Genomic DNA, 17194 nt, shown 5'->3' with positions numbered 1-17194 from the left:
AAAAAGGTTATTAAAACATTTTAAGCTGTATGATTATCAGCGGAAAACGCCTTCCTTTTGCAGAGAATCTGTAAAAACCTTGCATTTCTCACTTAATTTTTCTTTATTTGTTTTACACTATCAGCCAACCATTATAGCCCCTGGAGATCAATTCCTGAGAAAAGCACTTAATTAAACCCTTACATACATTCGTATGAAAACCCTATTGCTTTGCTTCCTGCTACCATGTTTGCATGTGTATGCCCAACCTGCTGTTTATACCACGGCCAATGCGCATTCACACAATGACTACCAACAATCGGCTCCTTTTTATTCGGCATATAACCTGCAGTACGGCTCCATTGAAGTAGATGTATATCTAAGCCTGAACGACAATGAGCTGTATGTGGCGCATACGATAAAGGATGTAGCACAAAACCGCACCTTTGAAAATCTGTATCTGAGCCCATTGGCAGACATCATTCAAAAGAACGGCGGTTATGTATATGCCGATACAACAAGGAAGCTGATATTAATGCTCGACGTAAAAACGGAAGCCATTACCACCATCAATAAGCTGATAGATCTGTTTATGAAATACCCGGCCGTTACAAAATGTCCGTCCCTGACTATATTGGTAACCGGCAGTAAACCCCATCATACTACCTATGGTTCTTATCCTTCTTTTCTGTGGTTCGATGGTTTATTAAGCGCCAATTACAGCAAGGAAGCCCTTTCCCGCATCGCTTTGCTGGGCGAGAACTTCATTAATTATTCTAAATGGAACGGGCACGAACCCTTGCCGGAGAATGACTGGGAAAAATTAAAGAAGGCGGTGGACAAAGGCCATGCTTTAGGCAAAGAAATAAGATTGTGGAATACGCCTGATTTCATTGAAGGCTGGAAAAAGCTCATAGAACTGGGGGTTGATTATATTAACACAGACAGCATTAAAGCCCTTGCGGAGTTCTTAAAAAAGAATGGAGTAAGGCAATCATAATCTTTATAAAACAACGATGCCATCCGCTCGAGCGGATGGCATCGTTTATTCATGGTATCCGTCTTGTTTATTGCTTATCGATCTTATATAAGCGGCCGCCGTCGGTTATGGCATACAGGGCTTCATCCTTTCCCTGCGTAATATCCCGGAAACGTTGATTTTCGCTTGCCAGTAATCTTTCCTCCCCTACTACCTTATTATCTTCGATCACCAGGCGTGCGATATGCGTACCGCTTAATGCACCGATAAAAAGATCGTTTTCCCATTCAGGGATCCGGTTGCCTTTGTAAAAGGTCATACCGCTGGGTGAAATAACCGGATCCCAGTAATACACCGGTTGCTCCATACCGTTCTGCTGCTGTATGGGTGGGTTACCAATGGGCTGTCCGCTATACTCGATGCCATAGGTAATTACCGGCCAGCCATAATTAGCGCCTGCCTGCACGCGGTTGATCTCATCGCCGCCGCGTGGACCGTGTTCACTCTCCCAAAGATCACCGGTTTTGGGGTGTATGGCTATTCCCTGTGGGTTTCTATGACCGATGCTGTATAATTCCGGCAACGCACCTGATTGACTGAAGCCTGGATTTCCGGGCGCCGGGCTTCCGCTGGTGGTTATGCGGATTATTTTTCCCAATGCAGCCGTAACCGACTGTGCCAGGGAGCGTGTGGTTAAACTGGAACGTTCGCCGGTGCTCACGATCAGGTGACCGGTATTGTCAAAAAGAATACGGCCGCCGTAATGCAGGTTGCCATTAAATGGTGGATTGGCGCGATAGATCACGGTAGCATTTTCTATGCTGGCCTCATTGTCGGCCAGCCGGCCTTTGGCGACTGCGGTAACGGTACCGCCGCTGACGTTTTCAGCGAACACCCAGTATACCATTCTGTTCGAGGTAAACTGCGGGTCGATACAAAGACCTAACAAACCACCCTGACCAGAAGCATTCACCGCAGGAATGCCGGTAATGGGATTACCCACCTGGCCCGTGTTGGTAACAATACGCATCCTGCCGGCTTTTTCGGTGATCAGTAAACGACCATCGGGCAGGCTGGTGATGCCCCAGGGAGCGGCCAGTGCAGACGTTAGAACGGTTGCCTGGTAGGCAGCAGCAGTCTTCACACCATTTACCCGCGTTTGACCGGCAAATGCGGGTGGGTAATTGGTATTGGGAGGATTGGTCTCCACAGGTTTGCCTGTAGAGGGCGACTCAGGTTTTTTGTCTTTATCATCCTTGGAGCAGCCATTCAACACGGTCAATGCAACTGCAAGGGTGATAAACCAGGAAACAGATTTCATGAAACTTCATTTTTGTGGTGGATAATTAGAGTGCTGTTACCCGCTAAAAAATCGTTCCAGATAGCTGCTTTATCAAAAAAAATTATTCACCTGCCCGTGATCGTGAAAGTGTAACGGACGCGGACACATTAGGGATAATTTTGATCTTTTGTACTGCGTATCTACTTTCAAGGTTCTATAAATACACAAAAAAGCGCCCCGGTGAACGGGGCGCCTATAAAACACTAATGTAGGATATTGACTGAATAGCTTCTTATTTAACCTTGTTAACTTGTGTTTCTTCAACGTAACTATGACTTCTATTGATAGAATACACTTCAGTAGTATTGCCTTTTTTAGATCTTACCGTTACCTTCAGGGCGGCATCACCGAGCTCATCTGATTTCAATAAGAACTTTTTGGTAAGACCAGCGCCTTTGAATGTATCATTAAACAGTACATTACCATTTTCATCGCGGAAGATCACTGTATATTCGTCTTCCACTTTATTGTCCAGGTTCAATTCGAATACCGGTTGATTGTCTACGTTCCCAATGAACTTCAATTCAGATTTATGATCACCTTTTCCGCCATCATTAGCCATTGAAGGAGTAGTAAAAGCCAGGGTAAAAGCCAGCGCTACGATAGCTAATTTTCCGTAATTCCTCGAATCAGTTTTCATAATTGTATGTTTTAAGAGTTTGTTGCGTTTGATGATGCAAACATAGCGCGGGTTTTGAGCCTATGGAAATCAACTCAAGGGCATTTTTAGGATACTAAAACCCCGTATTAAATGTTAAAATCCGCTCTGGAAGCGGATTTCATAAAATAAACAACATGATGTCCAAGACTAAAAAAACAGGGTAAAAAACTATAATTTATTCGGCAATTGTTGCAAATAGTTATAACAAACGAACGCCTGTTATTATTTTTTTAAAGAGCCATTTATATAATGTAAGCGTGCTTTATAGTACAGCCACCTCCTCTCCAAAAATCCTATATTTGAAACCCTGGGAGGATTGTAAATTGCTGGAACCTTCTTCTTTTACAATACCACTACTGTTAACGCTAACGATTCAATAATAAAAAATTGCCAATGAACAGCTGGTTTAAACAACATGCAGACCTGGGTATTTGCATATTCAGATTGTTTATCAGCCTCCGCATTCTGTACGGAGTTGTTGATAACGTACTCAGTTGGGAAAGGATGATCGAGTTCAGCCGCTTTTTGGCAGCATTCCATTTTCCCTTACCGGTCATCGCTGCCATTCTCTCCGTATATGCACAACTGATAGCCGCACTATTGCTGCTTGTGGGCTGGATGACGCGGATCGCATCTTTATTGCTGATCATTAATTTTCTCGTTGCCGTGATCGTTGTTCACCGGAATGATTCAGTAGAAACCATGACGCCTGCCCTGGCTATGTTCTTTGGTGCGGTGTTATTGCTGTTTACCGGACCGGGTAAATTTGCCATCGACCGGGTCTGACGATCCTTCACGTTTCCAAATAGTCACAAACTGCCCTTATATTGGCGCAAACACCCCCGCTCGGATACCGCTGTCCGTTTTATTTTTGTTCCAGCATAAAACAATAGTAAGTGGAGCAGCGACCACTCAAAAAACGGGCGGAACCGAAAAGCCAAACGAGTAGGATCAAAAACAAATCTTATGTCGAACAATGCTGTTTCGCTACACCGGATGCTTAAAGCATCACCTGAAAAAGTATACCGCGCCTTTACCGAAGCGCCTGCCATTGCATCCTGGTTGCCTCCTTATGGGTTCCTTTGCACCGTTCACGAAATGAATGTAAAAACGGGTGGCACTTTTAAGATGTCATTCATGAACTTTACAACCGGCAATAGCCATTCATTCGGCGGAAGCTACCTGGAGCTGAAACCTAATGAGTATTTGAAATACACCGATACATTCGACGATCCTAACCTGCCGGGAGAGATCATCACCACTGTTTCGCTTCGGAAAACGATCGCTGGTACAGAAATAAAGATCAACCAGGAAGGTATTCCTGCTGCTATACCTGCTGAAATGTGTTATTTAGGCTGGCAGGAGTCTTTGGAAAAGCTGGCCAAATTAGTAGAGCCCGAGATCCCCGACGCATAATGCAGGTGCTGCCAGATCCCAATAAAAGGAAAGCCGCGTACATCATTCGTTGTACGCGGCTTTTATATCCTGTGCGCAGTTGGTGTGCTTTAAGAGCTTGCGCTATATTTTAACCGGTAGCTTTCAGGGCTCTTGCCTGTCCAGCGTTTAAAGGCTCTTGAAAACGCGCTCAATTCATTATACCCCATCATATAGGCTATTTCCTTCACGGTATATTTTCCCTGCTTAAGTGTTTGTACAGCGAGATACTGGCGGGCATTGTCGGCAAGCTGCTGAAAATTGACCGCTTCTTCTTTCAGCCGGCGTTGCAGGGTGCGCGGACTCATATGAAAATTAGCAGCCGTTTCCTCCAGCGACACTATGCCGAGGTAGGCATTGGTGATAAGATAACGGTAGATCTTATCCGACAACCGCTCCTTCCTTTTCACCGTATGCAATACAGCAGTCATTTTCTCTTTCAAAAAATGCTGTAGCTCGTAATTCGCCGTGATGATCGGTTCGGCCCAAAAGGAGCTGTCAAAGCTGATGGCGTTTTTCCTGCTTTTAGCTACAGGCTTGCAGCGAAACACGCGTTCATATTCTTCGGGGTTCGAAATATCAGGCATGTAGCTCACCGATAACGGGGTGATCTTATGCAATAACAGCCCATCCAACTCGTGGATGGTCAGGACCATCAATACATCCAGCATTTGAACTGCGGGAACAGAAGACTTCCAGTCTGCCTTCAATGGATTGATCTGTATGGTAAATGATCTACTGTTCCTGGTGACGGTCATATTGAACCAATCGGTCACATGTTCTACCAACCCTGCAGCATTCGTTACTGCTTCGCCCACTGTCGTGCTGCTTTTAATGATCTCGCCTACTATTCCCAGCGCAGCCAGTTGCAGTGATTCGCCAAGGTGTAAACCGAACCGGGCGTCCTGACTAAGGTGCAGCACATTCAGCCAAAGATCGTTTACCTGTTTTTCCGACAAAGGCCGCTTATTGGCGGCAGTTAACCAGGCTGCATCGATATGAGCCAGCTTACAAAGTTGATCCGGTCTCAGATCCCGTTGTGCGGCATAAGCCAAAAGGCCCAGTATAAAGTTAGTTGCAGGCGTTTCCATGCTTATAGATAATAATAACAGCACTAAGGTAAGCGCTTACGGGGAGATAAATCAGGTATTGGCGCGAAAGGTATACATATTGTCGCAAAATGGCAAAAACGCAAAATGGCGCGATATGACAAGTCATGGTCGTCAAATGGTAACAACGATCCGTACTTTTCTTCCCACCTTTGAACCGTCAAACGAACAAACAAACTTTGATCATAAAACAAAAATCGATTCATCATTTCAAAAACGTTTAATATGGAAAATCAGGCAAAAACAATTGTGACCGAATTTCTGACTGCTGTTCAAACCGGTAATAACGGACAACTTGCTGCGCTTTTGAGCCCCCATATTCGCTGGGAGCAACCGGGTGATAATCTGGTATCAGGGATCAAAAATTCATCAGCCGAAGTTTTTGGCATGGTAGGAAAAATGTTTGAGCTATCGGGAAACAGCCTGCGCTTAACGAATATTAAATCAGTTACCGTCAACGGAAATGAAGTAGCCTGCCTGCTGCAATGGCAGGCGTCTAAAGCGGATGGCACTACACTCGATGTAGAGAATATAGATGTTTATACCGTCAACAATGGCGAGATCGTAAGCGCTAAAGTGTTTACTTCCGATATAGCGGCAGAGAACGCATTTTGGTCATAAGACACCCATACCGCATTTCATTTCTGGTATTAATTTGTTAAAAGCCGCGTACATCATTTGATCTACGCGGCTTTGTTACTTACGACGTGAAGATGTTTTGTCTTTGCAGCTAGCAATAAATTGGTCTGCTCATGCTGATTAAAATACCATGAAAAATTGCATTTGTCCTGAACAATTCGCATCTGTACTACTTAGCGCTGCGCTGGCCGATCTGGTTAGCGCTGTAACCTACACAGCGCTTGCCGGCAGAGGAGCAGTCATTTAATTGTAATACAAACACTCAATTTGGCAGTGCTGCATTCATTCCTCATTTTCTCCTCAAGGCTTGTGGTTTTTGTTACGCTTATTTTATCTCCGCTTAAACGGCTGTTTTATGTACTTCAGTAAGCAGAAACCCTTATCAACCCTTACCCAAATTTACTGACGGAGCTCATTTGCTTCTTTTCCCTGGCTTTTAAGGCACCATAATTGTCAACCTAGGCACAAATACTCTTTAGAAAAACAAAGGACCTATGCGAAACATCATTTTGAGTCAATTCTTCCCGGGTGCGTCACCTATCGCAGCCAAAAGATCTCAACCGGGCGTTAAACAAAAGGAATCCGTGCCAACACCGGTGAAATGCATGCCAGACACTTATTTCAGCATGCCCGAAAAGTTCCATTTACACAAAGATTGATTTTAGGTTGTCAGAAGACAGTGCTCAACTGGCCGAAACAGTATTGAAACTATTCAAAACTGTTTGAGGGCTGTTTTACGGCAAATGGAATGGTGCTGCTATTTTGATCAGGCAGCTGGAAGAGAACGTATAGTTGAATTATCATTGCAAGAGTATTGTTAAAAAACAACATGATACTAACACCGAGTTAGTAAACCCTGCCCTATTGTCCCTTGTGAAACTTCTACAGCTTAAGCTATTTTATCCCGTGCAGTATTGGAAGCCAATCTATCCGACTAATAGAAAGCATAATAACACAAGGTTGTTATTTGGTTAAAGTCGTACCTGTAGCTAATCATCAAAAGTAAGCGTCGTACCGGTGTGCCGTGTTTACAGTTGTGCACCAGGATGTATCGTGTACTTCAAGTACGCCATACAACGAAAAAGTAAACTGAAACAGTAATGAAATGCCTTCGCGGTTAACGGATCACAGCTTAAAAAAAAGGCTTGTGATGCGACAGGGAATTCTTTGTCCATCCGCTGACCACGAAGCAAAGCGAGATGCTCTATTTAAACAATTAATTAAAAAACTCAAATGAAGACATCCATGCGTAATTCAGGCAAATTATTTAAGAACAAGCAACTGCTGGCCCTTCCCTTATTAGTAGCGTCTTTATACTCTTGCAGAAAAGAAGCTGTGACAGCTCCCATTGAAAGCGATATAGACAATACTATGACCGAACAGGTCTCTATCAAAGCTATTGGCAATGTACTTTGGCAGGAGAATGCCGATGGGATCTGGTTTAATAATACGTATGCAAAATTGCAGGCAGCAGCCCCCCATTCAATTACACCTTCTGCCGACCAACGCTTTAGTGGTACCAATTCAATTCGCTTCGAATTAAGAGAGAATGACCCCGAAGTACAAGGCGGAACAAGAGCCGAGATCACTTTTCCCATCGCAACAAGCAGCAACCGCTGGTATTCTTATGCCATGTATATTCCCAGCGCTGAATATGCACCAGATGCCACCGAGGAAGTGATCACCCAATGGCACCAGGGCGGCGGCGCTACTCCGGCACTTTGCCTGCGGATAAAAAATGACCGGCTGTACCTGCGGGTGCTTGCCAAAACCTGGATCGATATGGGGCCGCTCGATAAAGACAGATGGCATTCATATGTAATGCATGTGAACCATACAGCGGGGTCAGACGGTGTGGTGGAGATCTGGCGCGATGGTGCGCTGATCGTGAATTACACGGGTGCTAACAGCTATCCGCTCAATGGTAGCTTTCACCTGCCTTTCTGGAAATTCGGGATCTACAAATCATACTGGAATGGCAGCCGTACATCGGCTACCAACAAAAGAGTCATTTACTTTGATGACGTAAAAATGGGCGATGAATACGCCAGCTATTCCGTGATGGCGCCGATGTAATAAGCAGGCTGCTGACAGAACAAAACCTCAATTATACATAGCCCTTCCGGTAAACGGAAGGGCTCTTTTTAGTATACTATGCTTTAGCGGTCATATTAAGATAATATTTCTATCTGGCTGTCTTCAATAAGCGGTCATTACTAACCGTTTATAGCCGCTAAATATCCTTTCCGTCCTATGCGATATCTCGTACCAGCCTTGCTAGCGGGAATTTTGTTATGCACCACATTCCGCGGCAAAGCGCAGTGCCCCGCAGCCATTCCCTTAACCATATCCAATGTAGCTACCACGGAAAGCCGTTGCCAGTCGTCTGGTTCGGCCACTATTACAGTAAGCGGTGGTACGGCCCCCTATGTATATACTATCACGCATGGACCCGTACAACCACCGCCACAATCATCAAACATCTTCGAATCATTAGCTGCCGGCTACTACACCGTACGCATAACGGATAATTGCAATACATCGGTTGTACGGAATTTTACGATTGCCGGATCCTATGGCACGCCGAACGTAAGTGCGTATATCACCAATACCTCCTGTCCCGGTGAACAGGATGGCCAGCTGGATATCATGGTAACCGGCGGGCGTGGTCCTTTCACTTATGCATTGATTGCCCCTTCCCCGGTAACTGTGCCCGTACAAACCAGCAATGTGTTCAATAACCTGCCCGCAGGCAATTATACCTACCAGGTAACCGATTCCTGTGGAAACTTTCAAACACGCACGGTATCCATTATACAGGGAGACAATGCACCGTTTGAGGTCAGCTATCAACGTTTCCGTTACATCGATTGCGACTCCTTCTACCTTCCTTATTATATCCGCCCATTTACCTACGGTCATTACCGTTATCCATATACTGTTACTTTTACCTTGCCCAATAATGTTACCATAACCCATACCCTGGACGCTTCTACTCCGAAGAACAGTTCTGGTTACCTGCTGGATACTTTTTATTTCAGGTTTCACCACACACCATATAGCATGGAAAGCTGGACAATAGACGCGGCTAATAATTGCGGCGCCAGCGGTTCCACCTGGGGCTATTTTACTCCCCTCGATATGTGGAAGCAATTCATTCAATTGTCGGGCTGTGGAGGTCAGTACAGGTATACCTTTGATGAAGGCGATAACAATCCGTCGCGAACCGACCCATCTATATTGCATTGTGCCACGGTGACGTACAGCTTATACGATCCCGGCGGGGCGCATTTGATCACGCAAACCAATAATTCAACCTTCGAGGGATACCCGGCAGGCAATGGCTATAAACTGGTAAGAGAAGATTGTTGTCAAAAAGATTCCATCTACTTTGACTGGGAGCAGGTACCCCCGATCGATATTGCAAGTGCCGGACTTGTGCCCGCCTACACGAACAAGGAAGGCACAACGGCACTGCATCTGGTTATCTTTAATGCATTTTACGGCCATGTAATAATAGAATCCGGTCCGCCCTCGGTCACGTTCAAAGACGGTACGGTGCACCATTATAGCTACCCCGACACTTTATCTGATATCCCTTTTGCATATACCAGTCTGTTCATAAATTATCTGACAGCCGGCAATTATAAGATCTATGCATTGGATACCTGTGGTAATAAAGACAGTGTCAGCATTACCATCGACAGCAGTGATTTACGGCATTCCACCCTGGCTGCCACCCTTAAAAAAGGATGCGTTGATGACAACCGGATCGTGTATACCGCCAACACCAATATCGGCGCGCTTCAATTGGGACATGCAATGGTTTCCGTTTCGGAACGCGGTTATTGGAGATACCTTAATACATCGGAAACGACCGATTCTATGCTGAATGTTCCACCCGGTACGTATACCCTCCAATATCTGTATTCAGATATTGAATATCAGAACTCGGTCAGACATTTAAAAGGCATGAGCGCTTATACCGCAGACACTATTACACAGCGCTTTACGGTACTGCCTTATACCCAGCCCACCTTCGCATCGTTGCCCGCAGCCGTGGCTGTTTGCGGCAGCAACAGAACGATGGCCATGCTGCCCGATAGCAGCGCCGGCGTAGCGCCTTATCAATACATGATCAACGGCGGACCGGTAACCCGGGCCTCCCAGGCAAGCCCAGTATTTAGTAACCTGCCTGCAGGCACCTACAATGTGTTAATGGCAGATGCCTGCGGCAACAGTTATTCACGCAATATCTCAATAGATTCACTGGCTGTACCTGCTATAAATGTACAGGGCACGGCATGCCAGGGAACGCCCCTCACGCTTACATTACCGGGCAATGCTTATTATAGCTATAGCTGGCAACGGCCGGATGGTAGTATTGTTCCTGGCAATACCCTTGCCCTGAATGCGGTCAATGACGCCGATACAGGCCGCTATACCATAACGGTTGCCAGCAATATCAACGGCTGCACCGACAGTAAGAGCAGCACCGTACAGGTAAATTATTGCTCAGTGATGTTGCCGTTACCAATACATTTGCTGCACTTCAGCTGTAACAGGCAAAATGATAAAGTCGTATTGCAATGGAAGACGGCCAATGAACAAAACGCCAGTCATTTTATTGTAGAAAGAAGCACCGATGGCCGGCATTTTACCGCTTTACATCGGATAATGGCCACTGGCACTAAACCGGGCATTTATACAACGGTAGATCAGCAGGCTCCTACCGGCAAACTTTATTATCGCTTATTGATGGCAGATAAAGATGGCAGCAGCCGGTACAGCACCATTGTAACGGTGAATGCCGCCGGTGAACCGATGTTGACAGTAACTCCCCGGTTAATTACCGGCAACAGCGAGATCCGGGTGAACCATAGCGCCGTGTGGAAAGCGGCCCATGTACAGCTCACTACCATCGATGGCAGGGTGCTGATGAGCCGGCCGGTAGCAGCAGGCAGCACGTCAACGCTCTTACCCACCACCGGCCTGGCGAATGGCAGTTATTTCGTGCGGTATATGGAGAATGGCAAACAGGCGGCCGTGCAGGTGGTGAAGTGGTAGATGAGGGTGTGGCTGAAAATACGTATTATAGCACTATTTTTATTGCCAGCTTTAACTATGGAAAAAGAATATTTAATCATTCATTCAGGGATGCCCCATACTCATACCAGGAATATCTACCCCCAAATTTTTGCCAGTATGATACCTATAGAATTTGATCCTTTGATGCAACTCAGCAATAAAAAAGGTAATAAAGCGCCTGAAAGATTTATCCTTAGAATGGATCCGCGGACTGTTGCAACTGATTTTGTTTCGCAATCCTGTATCCGGGCAAGGGGATTACTCATCAGTCCAAAAGCATATGAGGTCATTTCGACATTTAACATTCAACCGGATCATGAAGTGTACCAGGTGAAGATCGAGCATAAGGATAAGGTCATGGATTACATTTGGCTCAATCCCACAAAAGATTATGAAACTGCCATACATTATGAAAAGACCGTTTTCAGTAAATATGATTTTCTGAATGAAACCACTAAGGAGTTCCGGGCTACAAATGCAAAGGACCTCGCAGGACAGCTATTGGATGACACAAATCCCGGAAGAATATTCTGCAGGAAAATTTTTCTGAACGATAAGAGCCTGTTTGAACTCGACCTGTTTTTAATGTATTTCGGTGTTGATGAAATTCTCATTTCTAAAGCACTGCACAAATCCCTTTTAGCCGCCAAATTGAAAGGCTTTGAAGTGAACCGCGAACATGTGCTGTTCGGGTATGAGGGTAATTGATGCTACATAGATAAGGTCACCTGTACAATTGAAAAATAAGAACCATCGTTCAAAAAGCTTATTTTTAAAAGATGAAATATCATTTCGTCAGTTTATTGATAGGCATTTTTTTCATTCCCTCATTTAAAACCTTGCAGGCGCAAGCCGGCTCCGGCGCTTTTATTGCCGGCGATTTTGCCGATCCATCGGCCATTAAAACAAAGGGTAGCTATTATGCCACCGGAACTTCGTCTGAATGGGCGCCGCACTTTCCCATCTATACCTCGAAAGATCTGCGGCATTGGGAACAGACCGGTTATGTTTTTGACAAAACACCTGAATGGGCCTCCGGGTCTTTTTGGGCGCCTGAGTATTATTTCCATAATAACACGTATTACATTTATTATACCGCCCGCCGGAAAGCTGACAATATCTCCTGTATAGGCGTTGCTACCTCAAAATATCCTGACCGGGGATTCAAAGACCAGGGCGTTATTGTAAGCTATGGGAAAGAAGCGATCGATGCATTTGTTTATAACGACAACGGACAATTATTTATCACTTTTAAAGCCTATGGCCTTGATGACCGTCCGATCGAAATTCTCGGCAGCAGGCTGTCTGCGGATGGTTTAAAGCTGGAGGGTGAAGTGTTCTCCTTATTGAAAGATAATAACCGTATCGGAATGGAAGGTCAGAGTATTGTGAAAAACGGCGACTATTACTACCTGTTCTATTCTGCAGGTAATTGTTGTGGCAGTGGTTGCAGTTATAATGTACGGGTGGCCAGATCAAAGAGCTTTACAGGTCCATACGAAGACTATAACCAGAATCCTATTTTAGCATCCAATGAAGCCTGGAAATGCCCGGGACATGGAACATTTGTAAAGCAGGACGATGGTAAACACATCTACATTCACCATGCCTACAACAAAGAAAGCAATGTGTTCACCGGCCGGGAGGGAATGCTGGCAGTATTGGATTGGAGAAATGAAAATGATTGGCCTTCCCTGGTAACTCAGGCAACAAGCAATACCAACCCTAACAATATTGCTACCACATTTAAGGAAAAGCAGGCAGGGCATTACTGGCAATGGGATTTCCGCAACAGCACGCCCGTTGTAAAACAGCAAAAAGGGGCGTTCTACCTGTCTGGAACCTTCAAAGAAAGTAATAAAACAGGTGTGGCATTGACGGTGCGGCCGGTTAGCCATGATTTTGATGTTACCACTACAGTAGTAAACAGCAATGAAGCACTTAAAGGATTGGTATTTTATGGGGATGCGAAAGCAGCCATAGGAATAGGCGCTATCGGCAATAAAGTAGAATTCTGGATGGTGAATGACGATAAAAGAACAATCTTGGCTACTAAAGATATAAAGGCCGGTGTTCCTGTGCAATTAAAGCTCACCATGAAACCCGACCTTAGCTGTGAAGTCTTTTACAAGCAGGCCGAAGCCGGCTGGCAGCAAATTGGTTCAGGCATAAAACAAGACCTGGGCTTTTTGCCACAATGGGACCGAAGTCCGCGGCCTGGTTTGCATTTTAAAGGAGCTCCGGATCAACATGCGGCATTCTCCAGCTTCGAACTGATCAACCGGTAACAAGGATCATTGACATTTAAAATTTGACAGGCCTGCCTTTCAAAGCGAGATGGTTTTTGTGTCAATTTTTTGGTTTAGCTTTCTTACTGCTGAATTCAACTAACCGGTGCAATACCTGCGGGTCATACAACTGGCCGTCCTTGATCACTACTTCTACATTACGCAGGTCGCTGATATTGGTAAGCGGGTTGCCGTCCACGATAAAGAGGTCGGCCTGTTTGCCAGCTGCAATAGAGCCGGATACGGTACTCCTGCCCATGACCTGGGCGGGAATAATCGTAGCTGTTTTAAGCGCCTCGGCAGCCGTGAGGCCACCCTCTACATACAGTTCCAACTCACGGGCCACACTGTAACCAGGGAAACCCATATCGGTGCCGGCTACAATGGGTACACCTGCTTTATACAGCTTATTGACCAATATGCCCATACTTTTAAGCGCAGGTTTATACAACGCTGCAGTGGCCGGATCCAAGCCCATACTTTTAAACTGGATCTGCAGGGTAAGCGGCAAGGTATAAAAAGCCGGTTCCATCCTGGAAACATCTTCCTTAATATTCCGGGTTGCGAGGGTATAAACGCCGATAGTGGGGTCTATTACCGTGCGATGCTGTATGACAAAATCGATAGCTGCCTGGGTCGCCGCATCATTAAAATCAACATTCCGGTATTTATCAGCTTTCATCAGGTCGATCAAAAAAGGCAGATGGTTCACCATATCCATACCCGAGTCAACAGCTGCCCGAAGGTTCATGCCGCGTGGGACATGTCCGGTAACAGTAAGCCCAAGGCGGTGTGCTTCATCGCAGATCACTTTGACGATCGCCGGTTTTACGGAACTATATATTTTGATCTGATCGAAACCCAGGGATTTATAATGGTTAACGGCTTTGATAGCAGCCGACGGTGTATCGGCCTGGATGATCCCAAGCGCTATCGGCCCCTTGCCGTCGATGATGCCGGCCATTAAGATACGAGGGCCTACGCCTTTGCCGCTGTCGATCGCTTTTTTCGTTGCCGTAATAAAATCCAGTTCATTGCCACAATCGCGCACGGTGGTTACGCCGGCGGCAAGATAGGCCGGCCCCCATTCCGTTTGTTGAAAATGGGCGTGCATATCCCAAAGGCCGGGCACAATAGTTTTTCCCCCGGCATCGACGACCCGTATGTTGGGAGGCAGGGTTTGGTGCTTGCCGATGTGAGCAATTTTGCCGTCTTTGATCAGCAGCATGTCGTTGGGAACAACTATGCCTTTCTCCACATCGATTAACTGGCCGCCCTTTATGGCGAGCATCTGTGCCGACCGTTTATTCCCTTGTACGGAAGCGGCAAAAGCGGCCATGCCGTATTGAGCGCCCAAAGCGATGAAAGAGGGCAGCAGGGAAACATAGGCTTCCCGAACCATCTCCGTTTTATCTCCTTCCGCATCGATGGTGAGAATGCATACAAGATCACCCTGCTGATCGGTCCATACCATTTCACTGCCCCAGATCAGGCCGCGGATGCCCAGCCGGTTAAGAATAACGTCTTTTCCGTTCACGGTTAAGGTGTCGATGCCTTCGCGGCGGATTTGCAGTGAGCCGGCAGGAAGTGTATGAATTGTGGCGGGTTGTTTCTTTCGCATCCAGTACTTTAACAGCAACTGCTGAACGGTAGCCGGAGAATACCCTTCGATGGTAAAAGTATTCGGCAATAGAGCTTGCCGGAAAGAGGTATCGGCTGTACGGACAAATGCCTGCTGACCGGTAATGCTAACGGAATCGTGCACCTGTGAAAAGCGCGAGGTCTTTCCTTTCATCAAAAAAGACATCGGTTCACCGCCGGCATTTACGCGGATGCTGGCGGTGAGCGGAACAGGACTGCCCCGGTCGACAAATCTAAAATCGACATCATATTGAGTAATACCATTCGATTTGGTAAGGTGGTATACTTCACGTCCTATGGCTTGCTGAAACTTGTGTAATATAAAAACCCCGCTGTCTGATGAAACGGGAGTCGACTGTTGGGCTACGCAAGGTAAAAGAGAGAGCAAAGAGCAGATGATGGATAAGGTATTCTTTGTCATGTATTAAAGATACGCAAATCGAGATATGTAAGCGGCCCGGCAGCAAAAATCGCATGATGAACTACAACAAATACAGGCGAAGAATGAAGCTTATCTGCTAAAACTTTAATTTTATTTATCATATTCCGAACATTGAACGATATGAAAAAGACATTCCTCACACTGACTGCACTTGCATTTATGTTGCCTGTAATAAGTCAGCAGCCGCTGAAAGTAGGCGTAGCCGGTCTTAGCCACGACCATGCATTGGGGCTGATGCACCAGTACAAGAACGGCAAAGTGATCATTCTGGGCATTGCTGAAGCCGATACCATTCTGATCGGTAGATATAAAAGGAGATTCCAACTGCCCGATTCGATCTTCTACCCTTCTCTTGTGGTGATGTTGCAAAAGATCCGTCCAGATGCTGTGCTCGCTTACAACCCCGTGTATCAGCATATAGATGTAGTAGAAGCCTCTGCGCCCAAAGGCATTTCGGTAATGGTGGAAAAACCATTGGCTACCACCGTAGCACAGGCTAATCGAATGGCCGAACTGGCGCACAAATACAATATTCACGTATTGACAAATTATGAGACCACCTGGTATGCCAGCAACCAGCAATTGTATCAGCTGGTACAATCGAACCGTATTGGCGATGTAAGAAGAATGGTGGTGCACGATGGCCATGAAGGCCCGAAAGAGATCGGTTGCAGCAAGGAATTCTTACAGTGGCTAACCGATCCCGTGAAAAATGGCGGCGGGGCGATTACTGACTTTGGCTGTTATGGCGCTAACCTGATGACCTGGTTAATGAAGGGGAAGGCGCCTGTTGCGGTGACCGCAGTTACGCATCAGATCAAACCGCACATTTATCCGAAAGTAGATGACGATGCGACGATCGTACTGGATTATGGCCATGCCACCGGTATTATTGAAGCATCCTGGAACTGGCCATTCAGTATTAAAGACTGGGAAGTCTTTGGTACCAGCGGGTATTTGCATGCGTTAAATCCGAATACGCTTCAACAAAGATTGAAGAACAGTTATGATTCCGTTCCCCAGCAACAACCTGTATATACGGATAACTTGCAGTACCTGTCGGATGTACTGCATGGTAAGGTACAGCCCGGCAATGATCTTTCATCCCTGGAGAACAACATTATTGTAGTAAGAATACTGGAAGCGGCAAAACGGTCGGCCAGGGAGGGAAAACGGGTCGTGTTGTAGGCATTTCCTAATCGCGGTCATTCGTGTTCGATTTTTAAAAGGGCCATACAATATGAAAAAAACGCTCATCGGGGAGATGAAAGCGCCGAACGATTTTTGGATGTCCCAATCTTTCAAATCATATTTCTCCCATAGAAATCCCGCATTCCGATGGAAATATAGTTTAGGACAAATTGGTTTTTGACATTTCAAATCGGTTCTCTGCGTCAACCCGTTGAGATGACCATTTCTCCCCCAGGAAATAAGCCATATCCTGCGGGGAGTTGGCCTTCCGCTATTTAGAAATAGCTTGCTCCCGATCGGCGATAGCTTATGCTCGATGGGATGGCCCTTCAACCAGTTTGGAGAGAGCATTGAATGGATGAGCGGAACCGTTAATCCAATTTTCGGAGTCATTCGCCCAA

General features: G+C 45.9%; 13 protein-coding genes. 9 read left to right on the top strand and 4 right to left on the bottom strand.

Annotation, left to right across the window (positions count from 1 at the left end):
- Positions 1 to 193 precede the first annotated feature (193 nt).
- Positions 194 to 979, top strand: coding sequence for a PI-PLC domain-containing protein (locus JT717_RS13415; RefSeq protein ID WP_205510994.1), 786 nt, complete (start codon positions 194 to 196; stop codon positions 977 to 979).
- A 67-nt stretch (positions 980 to 1046) separates the two neighbouring features.
- Here the strand turns inward: JT717_RS13415 and JT717_RS13410 are convergent, their stop codons facing one another.
- A complete protein-coding gene (locus tag JT717_RS13410) occupies positions 1047 to 2279 on the bottom strand; it encodes a PQQ-dependent sugar dehydrogenase (RefSeq protein ID WP_205510993.1) in 1233 nt (410 codons plus the stop codon).
- Positions 2280 to 2532: 253 nt separating this feature from the next.
- Positions 2533 to 2940, bottom strand: a complete 408-nt coding sequence (locus JT717_RS13405) for a hypothetical protein (protein WP_205510992.1) — start codon at positions 2938 to 2940, stop codon at positions 2533 to 2535.
- A 414-nt stretch (positions 2941 to 3354) separates the two neighbouring features.
- On the opposite strand from JT717_RS13405, the gene JT717_RS13400 reads away from it, so the two are divergent.
- The gene (locus JT717_RS13400) at positions 3355 to 3747 is read left to right on the top strand and encodes a DoxX family protein (protein WP_205510991.1); all 393 of its coding nucleotides are present in this window, start codon (positions 3355 to 3357) and stop codon (positions 3745 to 3747) included.
- Positions 3748 to 3927: 180 nt separating this feature from the next.
- Positions 3928 to 4377 carry an SRPBCC family protein gene (locus JT717_RS13395; protein ID WP_205510990.1) on the top strand — a complete coding sequence of 150 codons (450 nt, stop codon included), beginning with the start codon at positions 3928 to 3930 and terminating at the stop codon, positions 4375 to 4377.
- Between the two features lie 89 nt (positions 4378 to 4466).
- Here the strand turns inward: JT717_RS13395 and JT717_RS13390 are convergent, their stop codons facing one another.
- Complete coding sequence (locus JT717_RS13390) at positions 4467 to 5486, bottom strand: AraC family transcriptional regulator (RefSeq protein ID WP_205510989.1); 1020 nt, start codon at positions 5484 to 5486, stop codon at positions 4467 to 4469.
- A gap of 243 nt (positions 5487 to 5729) precedes the next feature.
- Here JT717_RS13390 and JT717_RS13385 point away from each other — a divergent pair, with 243 nt between their 5' ends.
- The 5 genes from JT717_RS13385 to JT717_RS13365 all read left to right on the top strand — a co-directional run bounded on the left by JT717_RS13385 (position 5730) and on the right by JT717_RS13365 (position 13519).
- Positions 5730 to 6125 (top strand): nuclear transport factor 2 family protein, encoded by a 396-nt coding sequence (locus JT717_RS13385; protein ID WP_205510988.1) that lies wholly within the window; start codon positions 5730 to 5732, stop codon positions 6123 to 6125.
- 1251 nt (positions 6126 to 7376) lie between these two features.
- Entirely contained in the window at positions 7377 to 8219 is an 843-nt protein-coding gene (locus tag JT717_RS13380) for a polysaccharide lyase family 20 protein (RefSeq protein WP_205510987.1), read from the top strand.
- Between the two features lie 177 nt (positions 8220 to 8396).
- Positions 8397 to 11210 (top strand): SprB repeat-containing protein, encoded by a 2814-nt coding sequence (locus JT717_RS13375; protein WP_205510986.1) that lies wholly within the window; start codon positions 8397 to 8399, stop codon positions 11208 to 11210.
- A 138-nt stretch (positions 11211 to 11348) separates the two neighbouring features.
- Positions 11349 to 11939 (top strand): hypothetical protein, encoded by a 591-nt coding sequence (locus JT717_RS13370; protein WP_205510985.1) that lies wholly within the window; start codon positions 11349 to 11351, stop codon positions 11937 to 11939.
- Positions 11940 to 12010: 71 nt separating this feature from the next.
- The gene (locus tag JT717_RS13365) at positions 12011 to 13519 is read left to right on the top strand and encodes a glycoside hydrolase family 43 protein (protein WP_205510984.1); all 1509 of its coding nucleotides are present in this window, start codon (positions 12011 to 12013) and stop codon (positions 13517 to 13519) included.
- Positions 13520 to 13580: 61 nt separating this feature from the next.
- Here JT717_RS13365 and JT717_RS13360 read toward each other — a convergent pair whose 3' ends face one another.
- Positions 13581 to 15581, bottom strand: coding sequence for an amidohydrolase family protein (locus JT717_RS13360; RefSeq protein ID WP_205510983.1), 2001 nt, complete (start codon positions 15579 to 15581; stop codon positions 13581 to 13583).
- Positions 15582 to 15722: 141 nt separating this feature from the next.
- Here JT717_RS13360 and JT717_RS13355 point away from each other — a divergent pair, with 141 nt between their 5' ends.
- Positions 15723 to 16790, top strand: a complete 1068-nt coding sequence (locus JT717_RS13355) for a Gfo/Idh/MocA family protein (RefSeq protein ID WP_205510982.1) — start codon at positions 15723 to 15725, stop codon at positions 16788 to 16790.
- Positions 16791 to 17194: the final 404 nt, after the last annotated feature.

This window comes from Longitalea arenae (assembly GCF_016924755.1).
Lineage (GTDB): Bacteria > Bacteroidota > Bacteroidia > Chitinophagales > Chitinophagaceae > Niastella > Niastella arenae.
This window is presented reverse-complemented; position numbering and strand designations above follow the sequence as displayed.

Bases quoted from the DNA above. Each gene is read 5' to 3' on its own strand.
- JT717_RS13400 (WP_205510991.1), top strand. From the start codon at position 3,355: ATGAACAGCTGGTTTAAACAACATGCAGACCTGGGTATTTGCATATTC.
- JT717_RS13370 (WP_205510985.1), top strand. From the start codon at position 11,349: ATGATACCTATAGAATTTGATCCTTTGATGCAACTCAGCAATAAAAAA.
- JT717_RS13405 (WP_205510992.1), bottom strand. From the start codon at position 2,940: ATGAAAACTGATTCGAGGAATTACGGAAAATTAGCTATCGTAGCGCTG.
- JT717_RS13385 (WP_205510988.1), top strand. From the start codon at position 5,730: ATGGAAAATCAGGCAAAAACAATTGTGACCGAATTTCTGACTGCTGTT.
- JT717_RS13365 (WP_205510984.1), top strand. From the start codon at position 12,011: ATGAAATATCATTTCGTCAGTTTATTGATAGGCATTTTTTTCATTCCC.
- JT717_RS13415 (WP_205510994.1), top strand. From the start codon at position 194: ATGAAAACCCTATTGCTTTGCTTCCTGCTACCATGTTTGCATGTGTAT.
- JT717_RS13360 (WP_205510983.1), bottom strand. From the start codon at position 15,581: ATGACAAAGAATACCTTATCCATCATCTGCTCTTTGCTCTCTCTTTTA.
- JT717_RS13355 (WP_205510982.1), top strand. From the start codon at position 15,723: ATGAAAAAGACATTCCTCACACTGACTGCACTTGCATTTATGTTGCCT.
- JT717_RS13395 (WP_205510990.1), top strand. From the start codon at position 3,928: ATGTCGAACAATGCTGTTTCGCTACACCGGATGCTTAAAGCATCACCT.
- JT717_RS13410 (WP_205510993.1), bottom strand. From the start codon at position 2,279: ATGAAATCTGTTTCCTGGTTTATCACCCTTGCAGTTGCATTGACCGTG.
- JT717_RS13390 (WP_205510989.1), bottom strand. From the start codon at position 5,486: ATGGAAACGCCTGCAACTAACTTTATACTGGGCCTTTTGGCTTATGCC.
- JT717_RS13380 (WP_205510987.1), top strand. From the start codon at position 7,377: ATGAAGACATCCATGCGTAATTCAGGCAAATTATTTAAGAACAAGCAA.
- JT717_RS13375 (WP_205510986.1), top strand. From the start codon at position 8,397: ATGCGATATCTCGTACCAGCCTTGCTAGCGGGAATTTTGTTATGCACC.